Source organism: Streptomyces sp. NPDC002676 (assembly GCF_053592455.1).
In genome coordinates, this window is record NZ_JBSFVT010000006.1 from 151,413 (window position 1) to 167,270 (window position 15,858).

Annotated in this window: 16 protein-coding genes; 6 read left to right on the forward strand and 10 right to left on the reverse strand. The window is 71.6% G+C overall.

Features of this window, described 5'->3' with window-relative positions; translation table 11 throughout:
• Window positions 1–218: 218 nt before the first annotated feature.
• Together ACWD3E_RS19145 and ACWD3E_RS19150 are read right to left on the reverse strand one after the other, a co-directional pair.
• The gene (locus ACWD3E_RS19145) at window positions 219–947 is read right to left on the reverse strand and encodes a type 1 glutamine amidotransferase (RefSeq protein ID WP_451388727.1); all 729 of its coding nucleotides are present in this window, start codon (window positions 945–947) and stop codon (window positions 219–221) included.
• Window positions 948–972: 25 nt separating this feature from the next.
• Window positions 973–2,211 carry a MurT ligase domain-containing protein gene (locus ACWD3E_RS19150; protein ID WP_451388728.1) on the reverse strand — a complete coding sequence of 413 codons (1,239 nt, stop codon included), beginning with the start codon at window positions 2,209–2,211 and terminating at the stop codon, window positions 973–975.
• A gap of 149 nt (window positions 2,212–2,360) precedes the next feature.
• Here ACWD3E_RS19150 and def point away from each other — a divergent pair, with 149 nt between their 5' ends.
• On the forward strand, window positions 2,361–2,900 hold the full coding sequence (gene def, locus ACWD3E_RS19155; protein WP_451388729.1) for a peptide deformylase: 540 nt from the start codon (window positions 2,361–2,363) through the stop codon (window positions 2,898–2,900).
• A 3-nt stretch (window positions 2,901–2,903) separates the two neighbouring features.
• Here def and ACWD3E_RS19160 read toward each other — a convergent pair whose 3' ends face one another.
• Window positions 2,904–3,545, reverse strand: coding sequence for a TetR family transcriptional regulator (locus ACWD3E_RS19160; protein ID WP_451352219.1), 642 nt, complete (start codon window positions 3,543–3,545; stop codon window positions 2,904–2,906).
• A gap of 170 nt (window positions 3,546–3,715) precedes the next feature.
• Between ACWD3E_RS19160 and ACWD3E_RS19165 the strand changes: the two genes are divergently transcribed.
• Window positions 3,716–4,945: an acyl-CoA dehydrogenase family protein gene (locus ACWD3E_RS19165; protein WP_451388730.1), complete on the forward strand. Its 1,230-nt coding sequence runs from the start codon at window positions 3,716–3,718 to the stop codon at window positions 4,943–4,945.
• 9 nt (window positions 4,946–4,954) lie between these two features.
• Here the strand turns inward: ACWD3E_RS19165 and ACWD3E_RS19170 are convergent, their stop codons facing one another.
• The 7 genes from ACWD3E_RS19170 to ACWD3E_RS19200 form a co-directional block, all read right to left on the reverse strand.
• On the reverse strand, window positions 4,955–5,473 hold the full coding sequence (locus ACWD3E_RS19170; protein WP_451388731.1) for a cupin domain-containing protein: 519 nt from the start codon (window positions 5,471–5,473) through the stop codon (window positions 4,955–4,957).
• Between the two features lie 7 nt (window positions 5,474–5,480).
• Window positions 5,481–6,695 carry a cytochrome P450 gene (locus ACWD3E_RS19175; RefSeq protein ID WP_451388732.1) on the reverse strand — a complete coding sequence of 405 codons (1,215 nt, stop codon included), beginning with the start codon at window positions 6,693–6,695 and terminating at the stop codon, window positions 5,481–5,483.
• Window positions 6,692–7,825, reverse strand: a complete 1,134-nt coding sequence (locus ACWD3E_RS19180; protein WP_451388733.1) for a type III polyketide synthase — start codon at window positions 7,823–7,825, stop codon at window positions 6,692–6,694. Before ACWD3E_RS19180 ends, ACWD3E_RS19175 begins: the two co-directional genes overlap by 4 nt.
• An 82-nt stretch (window positions 7,826–7,907) precedes the next feature.
• A complete protein-coding gene (locus tag ACWD3E_RS19185) occupies window positions 7,908–8,141 on the reverse strand; it encodes a DUF6213 family protein (RefSeq protein ID WP_451388734.1) in 234 nt (77 codons plus the stop codon).
• Window positions 8,142–8,167: 26 nt separating this feature from the next.
• Window positions 8,168–9,553, reverse strand: coding sequence for an NADP-dependent succinic semialdehyde dehydrogenase (locus ACWD3E_RS19190; protein ID WP_451388735.1), 1,386 nt, complete (start codon window positions 9,551–9,553; stop codon window positions 8,168–8,170).
• Between the two features lie 75 nt (window positions 9,554–9,628).
• Window positions 9,629–10,102 carry an NUDIX domain-containing protein gene (locus ACWD3E_RS19195; protein WP_451388736.1) on the reverse strand — a complete coding sequence of 158 codons (474 nt, stop codon included), beginning with the start codon at window positions 10,100–10,102 and terminating at the stop codon, window positions 9,629–9,631.
• Window positions 10,099–11,637, reverse strand: coding sequence for an ATP-dependent DNA ligase (locus tag ACWD3E_RS19200; RefSeq protein ID WP_451388988.1), 1,539 nt, complete (start codon window positions 11,635–11,637; stop codon window positions 10,099–10,101). The genes ACWD3E_RS19195 and ACWD3E_RS19200 overlap by 4 nt, the downstream gene beginning before the upstream one ends.
• 225 nt (window positions 11,638–11,862) lie before the next feature.
• Between ACWD3E_RS19200 and ACWD3E_RS19205 the strand changes: the two genes are divergently transcribed.
• From ACWD3E_RS19205 to ACWD3E_RS19220, 4 genes are all read left to right on the forward strand, one after another.
• Window positions 11,863–12,435, forward strand: coding sequence for a helix-turn-helix domain-containing protein (locus ACWD3E_RS19205; protein ID WP_451388737.1), 573 nt, complete (start codon window positions 11,863–11,865; stop codon window positions 12,433–12,435).
• An 84-nt stretch (window positions 12,436–12,519) separates the two neighbouring features.
• The gene (locus ACWD3E_RS19210; RefSeq protein WP_451388738.1) at window positions 12,520–13,497 is read left to right on the forward strand and encodes an NADPH:quinone oxidoreductase family protein; all 978 of its coding nucleotides are present in this window, start codon (window positions 12,520–12,522) and stop codon (window positions 13,495–13,497) included.
• Complete coding sequence (locus ACWD3E_RS19215) at window positions 13,494–14,675, forward strand: acyl-CoA dehydrogenase family protein (protein ID WP_451388739.1); 1,182 nt, start codon at window positions 13,494–13,496, stop codon at window positions 14,673–14,675. The genes ACWD3E_RS19210 and ACWD3E_RS19215 overlap by 4 nt, the downstream gene beginning before the upstream one ends.
• Entirely contained in the window at window positions 14,672–15,760 is a 1,089-nt protein-coding gene (locus tag ACWD3E_RS19220) for an acyl-CoA dehydrogenase family protein (RefSeq protein ID WP_451388740.1), read from the forward strand. Before ACWD3E_RS19215 ends, ACWD3E_RS19220 begins: the two co-directional genes overlap by 4 nt.
• Window positions 15,761–15,858: the final 98 nt, after the last annotated feature.

A 15,858-nucleotide genomic window follows, 5' to 3' on the forward strand; every position in this document is an offset into this window, starting at 1 on the left:
GAAATACCTTCTCAACGTGGGCCGGAAGACCGGACCACGTCGTCCGGCGGATTCCCGCTCACCCTACCGGCGCGAGGGGGTGGCTCCGTAGCGGGCGTCCGCCTGCTGGACGCGCCCGCACATGTGAGCGGACGGCCCGTCAGGCGGGCCCGCCACGAGCCTGCCGGAAGGCACTGGAAGGGCGCTTCAGCACCCCTCCAGTACCTCTGGAAAAACGCTTACGCGGACTGCTGAGCAGCCGCGATGCGCTCGTCGCGCAGCGCCTCGTACCAGCGGTCGTCGATCGGCGGCAGCGCGTTCACGTCGAGCGCCAGCTTCAGCAGCAGGTCGGCGATCAGCGGGTTCCGGGCGAGGACCGGCCCGTGCATGTACGTGCCGAAGACCGTCCCGTTGTACGCGCCCTCCGTGCCGTCCCCGGTGCCGTTGCCCCGGCCCATGCGGACCTGGGCGAAGGGGCGGGCGGTGGAGCCGAGGTGGGTGACGCCCTGGTGGTTCTCGAAGCCGGTGAGCTGGGGCAGGCCGAGCCGCGGGTCGATGTCCGCGAGGACGTCGCCGACGCACCGCTCGCCCTCGCCGCGCACCGACACCACGTCGAGCAGGCCGAGGCCCGGCTCGCGCTGGCCGAGGTCGTTGATGAACTCGTGGCCGAGGATCTGGTAGCCGGCGCAGACGGAGAAGACGATCGCGCCGTTCTCCACCGCGCGGTGCAGATGGCCGTCGCGCCGCAGCCGCTCGGCCGCGAGCCGCTGCGGGCGGTCCTCGCCGCCGCCGATGAGGTAGATGTCACCGGAGGTCGGGATCGGCTGGTCGCTGCGCACGTCCAGCCGGGCCACGTCCAGGCCGCGCTGCCGGGCCCGGCGCTCCACGACGAGCGCGTTGCCCTGGTCGCCGTAGGTGCTCAGCAGGTCCGGGTAGATCCACACCAGCCGCAGTTGGTTGTCGCTCATGAGGTGATTGATCGCCCTTCGAAGATCAGTTGCCGACGCGGCGGCGCAGGTCCTGGAACGCGGTGTAGTTCGCGATGACCTCGATGCGTCCGGGCGGGGCCATCTGGACGGCCTCGTCGAGGTTCTCGCAGACCTGGAAGTGCTGGTTCGCGACCTCCAGACGGACGGCGAGGTCCAGCTTGCGGTCACCGATGACGAAGATCGGGTGGCCGGTCAGCCGCGTGTAGTCGACGTCCCACAGCCAGGAGGTGTCGGTGCCGTCGGCACCGCGCGCGTTCACGGAGAGGATCACCGGGGTGGGCGGCGGGTCGATCAGGGAGAACGTCTCCAGCCAGCCGGCCGGGTTCTTGGCCAGCAGCAGCCGCAGGTCACGGCCCTCGAACTGGACGACGTCGTAGCGTCCGGCGACGGCCTGGACCTGGTACATCCGCTCCAGGGCGACCTGCGGCGGCACCCCGAAGACGGCGGCGACGGCCGCGGAGCTGGCCGCGTTCGCCTTGTTGGCGCGTCCCGGCAGCTGCAGATGGATCGGCCAGGCGGAGCCGTGCGGGTCGAGGACGTGGTCCCCGGACAGCGCCCAGGTCGGCGTCGGCCGGCGGAAGCCGCACTCACCGCAGAACCAGTCCTCGCCGGGGCGCTGCATGACGCCGCCGCACGACGGGCAGGACCAGGCGTCGTCCTTCCACATCTGCCCGGCCGCGACCCAGATCACATTCGGGGAGGACGAGGCGGCCCACACCACCAGCGGGTCGTCGCAGTTGGCGACGACGACGGCCTTGGAGCCGGCCAGGCCCTCGCGCCAGTTCTCCGCGAGCATCCGGGTCTCGGCGGCGCGGTCGAGCTGGTCGCGGGAGAGGTTGAGCAGGGCGATGCACTTCGGGTCGGTGTCCCGGGCCACACCGGCCAGGTACTTCTCGTCGACCTCTATGACGCCGAACTTCGCCTCCGAGCCGCCCGCGAGCGCGGAGGTGATACCGGCCGGCATGTTGGCGCCGAGCGCGTTCGACACCACCGGGCCCGCGGCGCGCAGCGCCTCCGCGATGAGCCGGGTGGTCGTGGTCTTGCCGTTGGTGGCGGAGACCAGGACGACGTCCAGGTTCTGCGCGAGCCGGGCGAGCAGATCGGGGTCGAGTTTCAGCGCGACCCGGCCGCCGATCACCGACCCGCTGCCGCGTCCCGCTGCGCGCGATGCCGCAGCTACCGCCTTGCCGGCGGTCACGGCCAGCTTGGCCCGCGCGTTGAGCGGGTCCGAGTTGCCTGCCATCAGTTCTCGATCCTCCTTGCGTACGCGCCGCGCCTGGGGCCATCCGGCAACGTGGTTGTGCCTCAGCCTATCGAGATCCGATCGCACACCCGAATCCCGGCCCAGCCTGCGCGGCGGTCGTGTGCCGAGGGAACCGTACCCTTGCGCCCATGCGACACGGTTCCATTGCGGGCGCCCGCGGGCGCGTCCGGCCTCTCACCCTGCTCGGCGACGCCCCACTGCGCGAACAATGCCGGGAAGTAACCGATTTCGGCAGCGACCTGGCGGCGCTCGTGGAGGACCTGTTCGCCACGATGTACGCGGCGCGCGGGGTGGGGCTGGCCGCGAATCAGATCGGGGTGCCGCTGCGCGTGTTCGTGTACGACTGCCCGGACGACGAGGACGTGCGGCACCTCGGACATGTGGTGAACCCCCGCCTCGTGGAGGCGGACGGTGTGGTGATCCGCGGCCCGGAGGGCTGCCTCTCCCTGCCGGGCCTTGAGGCGGGCACCGAACGGTACGACCATGCGGTGGTCGAGGGCGTGACGATGACGGGGGAGCCGGTCACCGTCCACGGCACCGGGTTCTTCGCCCGGTGCCTCCAGCACGAGTGCGACCACCTGGACGGCACGGTGTACGCCGACCACCTTGCGGGGTGGCGCAAGCGCAGGCTGCACAGGCAGATCGACCGGGCTTCCTGGCGCCGCTGAGAGTCAGAACCCCGGGCCGCCCACCCGCTCCCCGGCCGCCGCGAGCCGCCCCCACAGCAGATCGGCGAGGGACTTGACCAACTCGGCCCGGGGGCAAGGGCGTTCACCCAGCCACCAGTCCCCGGCCGCGTGCATCATGCCGACGATGCCATGGCCCCACACGCGGGCCAGCTGCTGGCTGCCCGGCCCCAGGTCGACCCGCTCCTCGATGACCTGGGCCAGCTCCTCGCCCATCCTGCGGAGCAGCGGCGCGGTGTGCATGCCGACGTTGAAGCCCTGCTCGGTCTGGGACCCCTCCGCCGGATGCATCAGGAACCGGTAGACCTGGGGCCGGGCCTCGATCGCCGCGAGGTAGGTGTCCAGGGTGGACTCCACGCGCTCCCGCCGGTCGGCCGGCGCGTCCAGAGCCGCGCGCAGCGAGTCCAGCAAGGCGTCCGTGTGCCGCTTGGCCAAGGCCGCGTAAAGGCCGCCCTTGTCCCCGAAGTGCCGGTAAAGGATCGGCTTGGTGATGCCGGCCTCTGCGGCGATCGCGTTCATCGACGCCTGCGGGCCGTCGCGCAGCACCACCCGGTCGGCGGCCTCCAGCAGCTCGCGCCGTCGGCGTTCGGCGGACCGCTGCTGGTCGGTCCGCTGTGTGGTGTTCATGTGCTCTCCCCACCCGTGCTGATTCGGTGACGCACGCGCAAAGTAACACTGACCGGCCCCCTGGCATCGAACGGGCTGCCGAGGGGTCCTCGGGAGTTGACTTTTCCTACCGGTCAGTAACACACTCGGGTTACCGCTAGTAACACTGTACTGCCGCCGCTGGAGGGGACATGGCCGAGTTCACCATGGAGCTGAACGACGAACAGAAGGAGGTCCGGGACTGGCTCCATGGCTTCGCCGCCGATGTGATCCGTCCCGCCGCCGCCGAGTGGGACGAGCGCGAGGAGACTCCCTGGCCGGTCATCCAGGAGGCCGCCAAGGTCGGCATCTACTCCCTCGACTTCTACGCGCAGCAGTACTTCGACCCCACCGGCCTCGGCATACCGATGGCCATGGAGGAGCTGTTCTGGGGTGACGCCGGCATCGCGCTCTCCATCGTCGGCACCGGCCTCGCCGCCGTGGGCGTGCTCGCCAACGGCACCGAGGAGCAGATCGGCACCTGGATCCCCCAGATGTACGGCGACGTGAACGACGTCAAGGTCGCCGCGTTCTGCTCCTCCGAGCCCGACGCCGGCTCCGACGTGGCCTCCATGCGCACGCGTGCCGTGTACGACGAGGCCAAGGACGAGTGGGTGATCAACGGCACGAAGACCTGGGCGACCAACGGCGGCATCGCGAGCGTCCACGTCGTCGTCGCCGCCGTCGACCCGGACCTGGGCTCCAAGGGGCACGCCTCCTTCATCATCCCGCCGGGCACGCCGGGCCTCGCCCAGGGCCAGAAGTTCAAGAAGCACGGCATCCGCGCCTCGCACACCGCCGAGGTCATCCTCGACAACGTCCGCGTCCCCGGCTCCTGCCTGCTCGGCGGCAAGGAGAAGCTGGACGAGCGGCTCGCCCGCGCCCGTGAGAAGGCCAAGGCCGGCGGCGGGGAGAGGGTGAAGAACGCGGCGATGGCCACCTTCGAGGCCTCGCGGCCGGCGGTGGGCGCGATGGCGGTCGGCACCGCCCGCGCCGCGTACGAGGTCGCCCTCGACTACGCCAAGACCCGCGAGCAGTTCGGTCGGCCGATCATCGACAACCAGGGCGTGGCCTTCCAGCTCGCTGACATGCGCACGCAGGTCGACGCGGCCCGTCTCCTCGTGTGGCGCGCCTCCTGGATGGCGGTCAACGGGAAGCCGTTCACCGCGGCCGAGGGGTCGATGTCCAAGCTGTACGCGAGTGAGACCGCGAAGAAGGTCACCGCGCAGGCCATCCAGATCCTGGGCGGCAACGGGTACACCCGGGAGTACCCGGTCGAGCGGATGCACCGGGACAGCGCGATCTACACCATCTTCGAGGGCACGAGCGAGATCCAGCGGCTCGTCATCGCTCGTACGCTGGCCGGGATGCCGATCCGGTAGCGGCGCGGGTCAGCGATGTCTCAGCGGCGTGAGCTGCTGGATGTCGTACTTGGCCCGCAGCTCCTCGATCGCCGCCTGATCGGGTGGCCCCCCGGCCCCCAGGATCTCCAGCAGCTCCTCGAAGTAGCGCTCGTGGTCGGGCGGCGGAAACGCCTGGAAGAACATCCTCGTCGGTGTCTCCGTCGGGTTGGCGAAGGCGTGCGGGCAGCCCGGGGGCACGACGATCAGCGTGCCCGGTGTCGCGCGGACCACGCGGTTGCCCGAACTCGACTCCCAGCGCTGCCAGTTGTCCGGTGTACGGATGCGCGGCTCGAAGGCGAGCACGTCCAGCTCGCCTTCGAGGACGTAGAACAACTCCTCGCTGCGCGTGTGCACATGGGCGCCGACGTCGAAACCCGGCGGGACCTCCACCTCGAACGTGGAGGCCATCCGCGACTGCAGGCCGGTGACCTTGTACGTCACACGCTGGGCCGGTGTCTCGACGATGCGGCCGTGACCGGGCGGTACGAGCAGTCCCTCGGTCGTCATCGCCAGCTCACCAGGCCACCGGCAGGGCCTCGGGCCCCCGGATCAACGCGCCCTTCCTGAAGGGCACTTGGCCGGGCGGCACGGCCAGTCGCAGCCGCGGCACCCGGTCCAGCAGGGCGTCGACCAGGAGTTCCGACTCCAGCCGGGCCAGCATGTTGCCCGGGCAGAAGTGCGGACCGAAGCCGAAGGACACGTGCGGGTTGGGACTGCGGGAGAAGTCGATCCGCTCCGGGTCGGGAAAGACGTCCGGGTCGCGGTTGGCGGCCAGGTAGGAGACGTAGACCGCGTCGCCGGCCCGGATGCGTACGCCGCTGATCCCCACGTCCTCCAGGGCGATCCGGGAGAGACCGACCGCGCTGCGGTGCGGGATGTAGCGCAGGAGTTCGTCGATCGCCTTCGGGCGGATCTCCGGCTCGTCGCGCAGCCGTGCGGTCAGGTCGGGGCGGGTCAGCAGCAGGTAGAACATCTGCCCGCTGTTGTTGGTGACCGCCTCGCCGCCGATCTGGAGCAGGACCGCGAGGCCGGTCGCCTCGTCCAGGGTGACCTCGCCGCTGCCCACGGCGGCGCCGAGCAGCGAGGTGACGTCCTCGTCCGTGCTGTCCGCGCGCCGCCCGATCAGGTCCGAGAAGTAGGCGCTCATCTCGCGCTTGGCCTTCTCGCTGACGTCCTTGCCGTGCGAGGAGGACAGGATCAGCTGGGTCCAGGTGTGCATGACGTGCCGGTCGGCGGCCGGCACGCCCATCAGCTCGCAGATCACCGCGATGGGGAACGGGCTGAGGACCGTCGCCGTGAGGTCGGCGGGCGGACCGTCCTGGAGGAGCTCGTCCACCAGCTCGTCCAGCATCCCGCGCGCCTTCTCCCGGACGCGTTCCACGCCCTTCGCGGTGAACGCGGCGGCCACCGAGCGGCGCAGCCGGGTGTGGTCGGGCGGGTCCAGGAAGCCGACCGCGCCCCGGTCGGGGATGAAGTGCGGGGCGAGCCGGGTGACCGGCTTGTCCATGACCACCGCACGGCTGAAGCGGGGGTCGTTGGCGACCATGCGCACGTCGTCGTACCGGGTCACCAGCCACGCCCAGCCCTCGCCGTTGGCCAGCTGAATGCGGGTGATCGGGCCCTCGCGCATCAGCTCGGTCAGCACCGGGTCGAAGTCCGTGCCGGCCAGGTCGAGCGCCGGCCAGTGCCGGACCGGGGGCAGGATCTCGACAATGGTCTCGTCGGTCATCGTTTCGCTCCGTCCCCGGTGGTCCAGCGGCCCACCGTCATCTCGGCCGTGATGCCCGGACCGAACCCGGCGAGCAGTCCGCGTGCCCGGTCCTCGGCGCCGCCCTCGTCGAACAGCCGGCGCAGCGCGTCCAGGACGACGGCGCTAGCGATGTTGCCGTACTCGGTCAGCGTGGCCCGGCTGAACCGGAACGCGCGCGGATCGACCTGGAGGAACTTGCTCAGGTCGTCGAGTATTCGGGGCCCGCCCGCGTGGATGATGTAGAAGTCCAGGTCGGACGCGTCCCAGCCGTGCGTGCCGGCCAGGTCCTTCAGCGCCGGGGCGAGCGGCTCCATGGTCGCCGGCACCCGCTTGTCCAGCAGGAAGTGGAAGCCGGTCGCCCGGACGTCGTACGCGATCCACTCCTCGGTCTTCGGGATCAGGTACGAGCCGTTGCGCTCCAGGTGGACGCCCGTGCCGCCCCGGCCGCGCACCACGGCGGCGGCGATGCCGTCGCCGAAGAGGCCGTTGGAGAGCAGCGAGCCGATCCCGAGGTCGGTCGGCTGGTAGCACAGCGAGCAGAACTCGCAGGCCACGATGAGCGCGTTGGCGTGCGGGTAGGCCGTGCAGAAGTCGTGGGCCCGGTTGATCGCCGCGCCGCCGGCCGCACAGCCCAGCTGGGCTATGGGGAGCTGGCGGGTGGTGGTGTCGAAGTCCATCTCGTTGATCAGCCACGCCGTGAGCGAGGGCATCATGAAGCCCGTGCACGAGACGTAGATGATGACGTCGATGTCCGAGGTCAGGAGTTCGGCGTCGTCGAGCGCACGCTGGATCACCGCGGGGACCCGGGCCTTCGCCTCGGCCTCGTAGAGCTTGTTGCGCTCCTGGAAGCCGGGGTGCTTCAGGGTCTCCTCGATGGGCTGCACGATGTGCCGTGTGCGTACGCCGGTGTTCTCGATCAGCCTCAGGGCCAGAGGCAGTTGGGGGTGGTCCTCGTGGCGGGAGCGCGCCAGTTCCAGCGTCTCCTCCATCGTGATCACGTGCTCCGGGACCGACACCGAAGGTCTGCACAAAGTCGCCATGAGCGTCCCTGCTTTCGCCTTCCGGCAGGCCTGCGCCCGCCGGTCAGTAGGTGGTCCACTCAGGTTCACCCGACAGGGCGACGATCTCGCGCGGGACTACTCCAAATCGGTGACAAGGGGTAAGGGGCGGGCGACCAAGCGGCACCTACGCCTACGGCGCCCCGCTGCTGTGCGCGATGCACGCCACGTCGATACGGTCCGCGAGCTTCGCCAGCTCGATCGCCAGGGCCGCCACGGTGTCCTCGTCGAGCCCCTGCTCCCCGGCCTCGACGAGATGAAGCCACCGGCCACCCAACGTCCGCAGCAACTTACTCACGTCGGCCGCGGCCACCTGCAAGGTCCCGCGGTCGTCGACGATCAGAGGCAGAGTCACTTCGCGGTTCACAAAAGGGGATGGTAGCCGCGCAGTGCTCACGCACCCTGCCAAACCGTGGTGATGTTGCAGAACTCCCGGATTCCGTGCCCGGACAGCTCACGTCCGTATCCGGACCGCTTCACACCGCCGAACGGGAACGCCGGGTGGGAGGCGGTCATGCCGTTGACGTACACGGAACCGGCCTCCAGGTCGTGGGCGAAGCGCGCCACCTCGGCCTCCTCGCGGGTCCACACGTTCGAACTCAGCCCGAACGGCGAATCGTTGGCGATGAGCACGGCTTCGTCCAGGTCCGCGGCCCGGTACACCGTGGCGACCGGCCCGAACGCCTCCTCGCGGTGGATGCGCATCTCGCGGGTGATCTCCGCGAGCACGGTCGGCGGGTAGTACCAGCCCGGCCCGTCGGGGCGCTCGCCGCCGCACAGTACCGCCGCGCCGCTGCGCTTGGCGTCGTCCACCAGCTCCTCCAGGTCGGACCGCCCCTGCTCGCTGGCGAGCGGCCCGATCTCGGTGTCCTCCTCCAGGGGGTCGCCGATCTTGAGCGCCTTCATGCCCGCGACGAACCTCTCGGTGAAGGCGTCGTACACGTCGCTGTGCACGATGAACCGCTTGGCGGCGATGCAGGACTGCCCGTTGTTCTGCACCCGCGCGGTCACCGCGACCTGTGCCGCACGGTCGAGGTCGGCGGACGGCATGACGACGAACGGGTCGCTGCCGCCCAGCTCCATCACCGTCTTCTTGATCATCTCTCCGGAGGTGGAGGCGACCGCCCGGCCCGCGGGCTCGCTGCCCGTGAGCGTCGCAGCCTTCACGCGCTCGTCGCGCAGGATGCCGTCCACCGAGCCCGAGCCGACCAGCAGCGTCTGGAAGCAGCCCTCCTTGAAGCCCGCCCGGTGGAACAGGTCCTCCAGGTAGAGGGCCGTCTGGGGGACGTTCGAGGCGTGCTTGAGCAGGCCGACGTTGCCGGCCATCAGGGCGGGCGCGGCGAAGCGGACCACCTGCCAGAGGGGGAAGTTCCACGGCATCACCGCGAGCACGGGTCCGAGCGGCCGGTAGACGACTCGCACCCGGGACGCGCCCGAGTCCCGTACGTCGGACTCGGCGGGCTCCTCGTCGGCCAGCAGCGACTCGGCCCGTTCGGCGTACCAGCGCATGGCCTTGGCGCACTTGGCGGCCTCGGCCCGGGCCTGCTTGATCGGCTTGCCCATCTCCGTGGTCATGACACGGCCGATCTCGGGCAGGTCCTCGTCCAGCAGGTCGGCGGCCTTGTTCAGCAGCCGGGCGCGCTCGGCGAACGCCGTCGTCCGGTACGTGCGGAAGGTGGCCTCGGCGAGCTGGAGCCGGCGTTCCAGCTCCTCCTCGCCCATGGGCTCGTACGACTTGAGCGTCTCGCCGTTCGCCGGGTTCACCGTCGCGATGGGCATGGCTGGCCTCCCTGGGAGCGGGCTTGCTTCGACCTTCGCGCGCGCCCGAGCCGTGCGCAACGCGTAGGCCTCCCTTCAGCCCGAGTGCTCCTCCAGTCGGTCGAGAAACGCGGTCTGCGCCGTGACGATCAGCTCTCGGGCCGGGCCGAGCCCGAACCACGCCACCCGGTCCAGCTCGGGAAACTCCCGCACGTGGCCGGATCTCGGGGGCCACTCCATGGTGAAGGTGCCGGGGATGATCGTCTCCGGGTCGAGGTCCGCCTCGACCGCCCACACGGTCACGACCTTGCCGCCGCGCTGCACGACCTCGCCGAGGGGTACGGCCTCCCCGTCGGGCGGCTCCAGGCCCAGCTCCTCGCGGAACTCGCGCCGGGCCGCCTCCCAGGCGGGCTCGTCCGGCTCGTACTCGCCCTTCGGCACGGTCCACGCCCCCGCGTCCTTCTTCGCGAAGAACGGCCCGCCCATATGGCCCAGCAATACCTCCAGCCCGTCGCCGGTGTGCCGGAACAACAGCAGTCCCGCACTGCGCTTCGTCGTCCTCACCGTCACGGCTCGACCTCCGGGTGGGCCGCCAGCAGAGCCTCCACGGTATCGGCCTCCTCGGGGCGCTTGTCCTCGCGGTAGCGGACCACGCGGGCGAAGCGCAGGGTGACGCCGGCCGGGTAGCGGGTGGAGCGCTGGAGGCCGTCGTAGGCGATCTCCACGACGAGTTCGGGGCGTACGGTGACCACCCAGCCGTTGTCCTCGACGGCCAGCTCCTGGAGCCTCTCCGTCTGCCAGGCGAGCATCGCGTCGGTCATGCCCTTGAAGGTCTTGCCGAGCATCGCGAAGGTGCCGTCCGGGTTGCGGGCGCCGAGGTGGAGGTTGGACAGCCTGCCGGTGCGCCGGCCGTGGCCCCACTCGGCGGCCAGCACGACCAGGTCGAGGGTGTGCACGGGCTTGACCTTCAGCCAGGCGGCACCGCGCCGGCCCGCACTGTAGGGGGCGTCCAGCGCCTTGACGACCACGCCCTCGTGGCCGCGGGCCAGGGTGTCGGCGAGGAACCGTTCCGCCTCGGTGGCCTCCGGCGGGCCGGACACCACCGTGCGGCGCACCCGCATCGGCTCCGGCACCAGCCGGGCCAGCTCCGCGTGCCGCTCGGCGAAGGGCAGGTCGAGCAGGTCGCGGCCGTCGACCGACAGGGCGTCGAAGAAGACGGGGGAGACCGGCACCTGTCCGGCGGCCCTCGCCACGTCCGTCCGGGAGCCGACCCGGCCGGCCGTCTCCTGGAAGGACCGGGGGCGGCCGGCGGCGTCGAAGGAGATCACCTCGCCGTCCAGGATGAAACGTTCACCGGCCAACTCCCGTGCCACGGCGGTCACTTCGGGCAACCGGTCGGTGATGTCGTCCAGCGTGCGGGTGTGGATCCGTACGGCCTCGCCGTCCCGGTGGACCTGGATCCGGATGCCGTCCAGCTTCTCCTCCACCGCGCAGGCGCCCAGCTTCCCGACCGCCTCGGCGACCGAGGAGGCGCTCTGCGCCAGCATCGGCAGCACCGGGCGGCCGACCGTGAGCCGGAACCGCTCCAGCGACCCGGGCCCGTCGGCGAGCAGGGCCTCGGCCACCGTCTGCAGCGACCCGGCCAGCATCACCGCCCGCCGTACGTCCGCCGGATCCGCGCCGGTGGCCTGGGCGAGCCCCTCCACGGCCACCGCGTCCAGCGCGCCCTGGCGCACCTCGCCGGTGAGCAGACCGCGCAGGAAACGCTGCTCCGCCTCGGTCGCCGCGCCCATCACCTCGCCGACGATCCGGGCCCGCTCCGTCTGGGAACCGGGCCCGGACACCTTGCCCAGCTCGGTCAGCCGGGCGTCGACCTCGCGCACGGTCAGCGAGGGCTCGGCGGCCGGCGGCACCGGGCGGCTCAGCACCTTCCAGCCGACCCCGAGCCGCCCCTGCGGGAGCCGTCCGGCCAGATACGGGATGACGACCGGCACGTCGTCCGCCTCCGCCTCCCGGAACAGCTCCGCGAGCAGCGCCGTCTTCCGGGACCGGGCCGCCGTGGCGGCGACCTCCCGGGACACCTCGGCGAGCCGGGTCAGCAGCATGCAGTCATGGTGCACCAGCGCTCCGCCGGACGCGCGATGCCTCACCTGCCCGTTGATCGCCGCGCCGGCCCGGTGGCCGCGGCCGGCCGCGTTCACTGCCTGCTCGGCGAACCCGCTCGCGTTGCCGGCCGTCCACAGCGGGGCATGGTGACCACCTCCGCGGCCGACGATCACCCAGGTGCTGCCGTATTGACAAACCTGTTTGCCGATTCTGCAGTATGGCCCATGACGACCGAAGACGTACTGGCAGAGGTGGGTCCCCGGCTGCGGCGCATCCGCCAGGAGCGCGAGGTGACCCTCGCCGCGCTGTCGGAGGCGACGGGGATCTCCGTCAGCACCCTGTCCCGGCTGGAGTCGGGCCTGCGCAAGCCCAGCCTCGAACTGCTGCTGCCGATCGCCCAGGCCCATCAGGTGCCGCTGGGCGAACTGGTCGGCGCGCCTCCGGTCGGGGACCCTCGGGTGCGGTTCAAGCCGATCGTGCGCCACGGACGTACCCACTGGCCGCTGACCCGGCAGCCCGGCGGGCTCCAGGCCTTCAAGATCCTGGAACCGCAGCGCAAGGAGGTGCCTGAGCCGCGCAGCCACGAGGGCTACGAGTGGCTGTACGTGCTCTCCGGGCGGCTGCGGCTGGTGCTGGGCGAGCACGACGTGGTGCTCGCGGCGGGCGAGGCCGCCGAGTTCGACACCCGGGTGCCGCACTGGTTCGGGTCGACGGGGGAGGGGCCGGTGGAGTTCCTGAGCCTGTTCGGGCCGCAGGGGGAGCGGATGCACGTACGGGCGCGGCCCCGGCAGGCGTGATGCTCGGCACGGTTCCCTGAATGGCAAGCGACCGCTTAGTATGCGCTCGGACCCGGTCAGACGAAGCAGTCCCGTGGAGGCCCCATGCAGTCATGGCAAGTGCACGAGAACGGCGAACCGAGCGAAGTGATGCGCCTGGCGGAGGTGGAGCGCCCCACGCCCGGCGACGGCCAGGTGCTGCTGCGGGTGCGCGCCGCCAACATCAACTTCCCGGACGCGCTGATGTGCAGGGGCCACTACCAGGTGCGGCCCCCGCTGCCGTTCACGCCCGGCGTGGAGATCTGCGCCGAGACCGAGGACGGCCGCCGGGTCATCGCCAACCCCGAGCTGCCGCACGGCGGCTTCGCCGAGTACGCCGTCGCCGACGCCCGCGCCCTGCTGCCCGCGCCCGAGGCGCTGGACGACGCGGAGGCCGCGGCGCTGCACATCGGCTACCAGACCGGCTGGTTCGCCCTGCACCGCCGGGCGCACCTGGAGGCGGGCGAGACCCTCCTCGTGCACGCCGCCGCGGGCGGTGTCGGCAGCGCCGCCGTACAGCTCGGCAAGGCCGCCGGTGCGACGGTGATCGGCGTCGTCGGCGGCGCCGCCAAGGCGGCCGTCGCCCGCGAGCAGGGCTGCGACGTCGTGGTCGACCGGCACACCGAGGACGTCGTCGCCGCCGTGAAGGAGGCCACCGGCGGCCGGGGCGCCGACGTGATCTACGACCCCGTCGGCGGCGACGCCTACACGCAGTCCGCCAAGCTGGTGGCCTTCGAGGGCCGCATCGTGGTCATCGGCTTCGCCAGCGGGACCATCCCGGCCCCGGGCCTCAACCACGCCCTGGTGAAGAACTACTCGATCCTCGGCCTCCACTGGGGCCTGTACAACACCAAGAACCCCAAGCTGGTCCTGCACTGCCACGAGCAGCTCACCGAGCTGGCCGCCCGGGGTGCGATCAAGCCGCTGATCAGCGAGCGGGTGCCGCTTCAGGGCGCCGCGGACGCCGTGCAGCGGGTCGCCGACGGCGTGACCACCGGGCGGATCGCCGTCGTCCCGTCACTGAAGAACGGAGCCGCCGCATGACCGACGCCGAAGAACTGCGCCGCCGCACCCGGGAGTTGCTGGCCGCGCACCCGCCCGCCACCACCGACCGCCTCGACTTCCTCCGGGCCCGGTTCGACGCCGGTCTCGCCTGGGTGCACTACCCGGAGGGCCTCGGCGGCCTCGGTGCCCCGCGCTCCCTCCAGGCCGTCGTGGACACCGAGCTGGAGCAGGCCGGCGCGCCCGACAACGACCCCCGGCGCATCGGCATCGGCCTCGGCATGGCCGCCCCGACCGTCCTGCGCTACGGCACCGAGCAGCAGCACCGGCGCTACCTGCGGCCCCTGTGGACCGGGGAGGAGGTCTGGTGCCAGCTCTTCAGCGAGCCGGGCGCCGGATCCGACCTGGCCGCGCTGGGCACCCGTGCCGTACGAGAGGGCGACGACTGGGTCGTCAACGGGCAGAAGGTGTGGACGTCCAGCGCACACCTCGCCCGCTGGGCCATCCTCATCGCCCGCACCGACCCGGACGTGCCCAAGCACGCGGGCATCACGTACTTCATCTGCGACATGACCGACCCCGGTGTCGAGGTCCGGCCGCTGCGGCAGATCACCGGCGAGGCCGAGTTCAACGAGGTCTTCCTCACCGATGTCCGCATCCCCGACTCCCGCCGCCTCGGCGAGGCCGGTGACGGCTGGCGGGTCGCGCAGACCACGCTCAACAACGAACGCGTCGCCATCGGCGGCATGCGGCTGCCCCGCGAGGGCGGCATGATCGGCCCGGTCTCCAGGACGTGGCGCGAGCGCCCCGACCTGCGCACCCACGACCTCCACCAGCGGCTGCTGAAGCTCTGGGTCGAGGCCGAGGTCTCCCGGCTCACCGCCGAGCGCCTGCGCCAGCAGCTCGTCGCCGGGCAGCCCGGCCCCGAGGGCGCCGGCATGAAACTCGCCTTCGCCCGCCTCAACCAGGAGATCAGCGGCCTGGAGGTCGAACTCCGCGGCGAAGAGGGCCTGTTGTACGACGACTGGACCATGCGCCGCCCCGAGCTGGTCGACTTCACCGGCCGCGACGCCGGCTACCGCTATCTGCGCTCCAAGGGCAACAGCATCGAGGGCGGGACCAGCGAGGTCCTGCTGAACATCGTCGCCGAGCGAGTCCTCGGCCTGCCCGCCGAACCGCGCACCGACAAGGACGTCGCCTGGAAGGACCTGGCCCGATGAGCACACAGCGGGATCTCCTCCACTCCGAGGAGGAAGAGGCGCTGCGCGCCGCCGTCCGTGACCTGCTCACGGACCACTGCGCCGCGGCGGACGTGATCGCCCGCACCGAGTCGGACGCCTCGCACGACCTCGCCCTGTGGAAGTCCCTCGCCGAGGGCATGGGCCTCGCCGGGCTCCTGGTGCCCGAGGCGCAGGGCGGCCAGGGTGCGACGCACCGCGAAGTTGCCGTCGTCCTGGAGGAGTTGGGGCGCGCGGTGGCACCCGTGCCGTACCTCACCAGCGCGGTCGTCGCCACCGAGGCCCTGCTGGCCTGCGGGGACGAGGAGCTGCTGGGCCGGCTGGCCTCCGGGCGCACCATCGGCGCCCTCGCGGTCGGGCTGCACACGGCCCCGGGCGCCGCGCTCCCGGCCGTACGCCTGGAGAACGGTACGCTGCACGGTGAGTTGACCGGCGTCGCGGATGCCGCCGCGGCCGACGTCCTGCTCGTCCCGGCCGACGACGGCGGCCTGTACGCCGTGGCCGCCGACGCGGTGACCATCACCCCGCAGATCTCCCTGGACCCGACCCGGCCGCTCGCCACCCTCACCCTCGACGGCGCCCCCGGCCGCCGCGTCGGCGAGGCCGGACCCGCCGTGCGCCGGGCTCTGCGCGCCGCCGCCGGACTGCTCGCCTCCGAGCAACTGGGCCTCGCCGACTGGGCGTTGACCGAGACCGTGCGCTACCTGAAGGAGCGCAAGCAGTTCAACCGGCCGGTCGGCGGCTTCCAGGCGCTCAAGCACCGGCTCGCCCAGCTGTGGCTGGAGGTCGTGAACCTCCGGGCCGCGGCCCGGGCCGCGGCCGACGCGCTTGCCTCCGGCGAGGACACCGACGTCTCGGTCGCCGTCGCACAGGCGTACGCGGCGCCCGCCGCGGTCCACGCCGCCGAGGAGGCCGTGCAACTGCACGGCGGGATCGGCATGACCTGGGAACACCCGGCCCATCTGTACCTGAAGCGGGCCAAGGCCGACTCGATCGCCTACGGCACCGCGGGCGCGCACCGCTCGGCGCTGGCCGGACTGGTCGATCTTCAGGGGCCACTGAGTTAGCTGTCCTTCCCGGCGACCACAAGTGAACAGAGGGCGAACTCCCTTTCGGATGGGGCCTGTTGGCTGTGTGCGGAACGCATACTCCCTTCGGTCCCATC

What these genes read in the sequence shown, in the direction of transcription:
- ACWD3E_RS19145 (WP_451388727.1), bottom strand. Translation starts at nt 947, where the DNA reads ATGAGCGACAACCAACTGCGGCTGGTGTGGATCTACCCGGACCTGCTG.
- ACWD3E_RS19150 (WP_451388728.1), bottom strand. Translation starts at nt 2,211, where the DNA reads ATGGCAGGCAACTCGGACCCGCTCAACGCGCGGGCCAAGCTGGCCGTG.
- def (WP_451388729.1), top strand. Translation starts at nt 2,361, where the DNA reads ATGCGACACGGTTCCATTGCGGGCGCCCGCGGGCGCGTCCGGCCTCTC.
- ACWD3E_RS19160 (WP_451352219.1), bottom strand. Translation starts at nt 3,545, where the DNA reads ATGAACACCACACAGCGGACCGACCAGCAGCGGTCCGCCGAACGCCGA.
- ACWD3E_RS19165 (WP_451388730.1), top strand. Translation starts at nt 3,716, where the DNA reads ATGGCCGAGTTCACCATGGAGCTGAACGACGAACAGAAGGAGGTCCGG.
- ACWD3E_RS19170 (WP_451388731.1), bottom strand. Translation starts at nt 5,473, where the DNA reads ATGACGACCGAGGGACTGCTCGTACCGCCCGGTCACGGCCGCATCGTC.
- ACWD3E_RS19175 (WP_451388732.1), bottom strand. Translation starts at nt 6,695, where the DNA reads ATGACCGACGAGACCATTGTCGAGATCCTGCCCCCGGTCCGGCACTGG.
- ACWD3E_RS19190 (WP_451388735.1), bottom strand. Translation starts at nt 9,553, where the DNA reads ATGCCCATCGCGACGGTGAACCCGGCGAACGGCGAGACGCTCAAGTCG.
- ACWD3E_RS19200 (WP_451388988.1), bottom strand. Translation starts at nt 11,637, where the DNA reads ATGCTGCTGACCCGGCTCGCCGAGGTGTCCCGGGAGGTCGCCGCCACG.
- ACWD3E_RS19205 (WP_451388737.1), top strand. Translation starts at nt 11,863, where the DNA reads ATGACGACCGAAGACGTACTGGCAGAGGTGGGTCCCCGGCTGCGGCGC.
- ACWD3E_RS19210 (WP_451388738.1), top strand. Translation starts at nt 12,520, where the DNA reads ATGCAGTCATGGCAAGTGCACGAGAACGGCGAACCGAGCGAAGTGATG.
- ACWD3E_RS19215 (WP_451388739.1), top strand. Translation starts at nt 13,494, where the DNA reads ATGACCGACGCCGAAGAACTGCGCCGCCGCACCCGGGAGTTGCTGGCC.
- ACWD3E_RS19220 (WP_451388740.1), top strand. Translation starts at nt 14,672, where the DNA reads ATGAGCACACAGCGGGATCTCCTCCACTCCGAGGAGGAAGAGGCGCTG.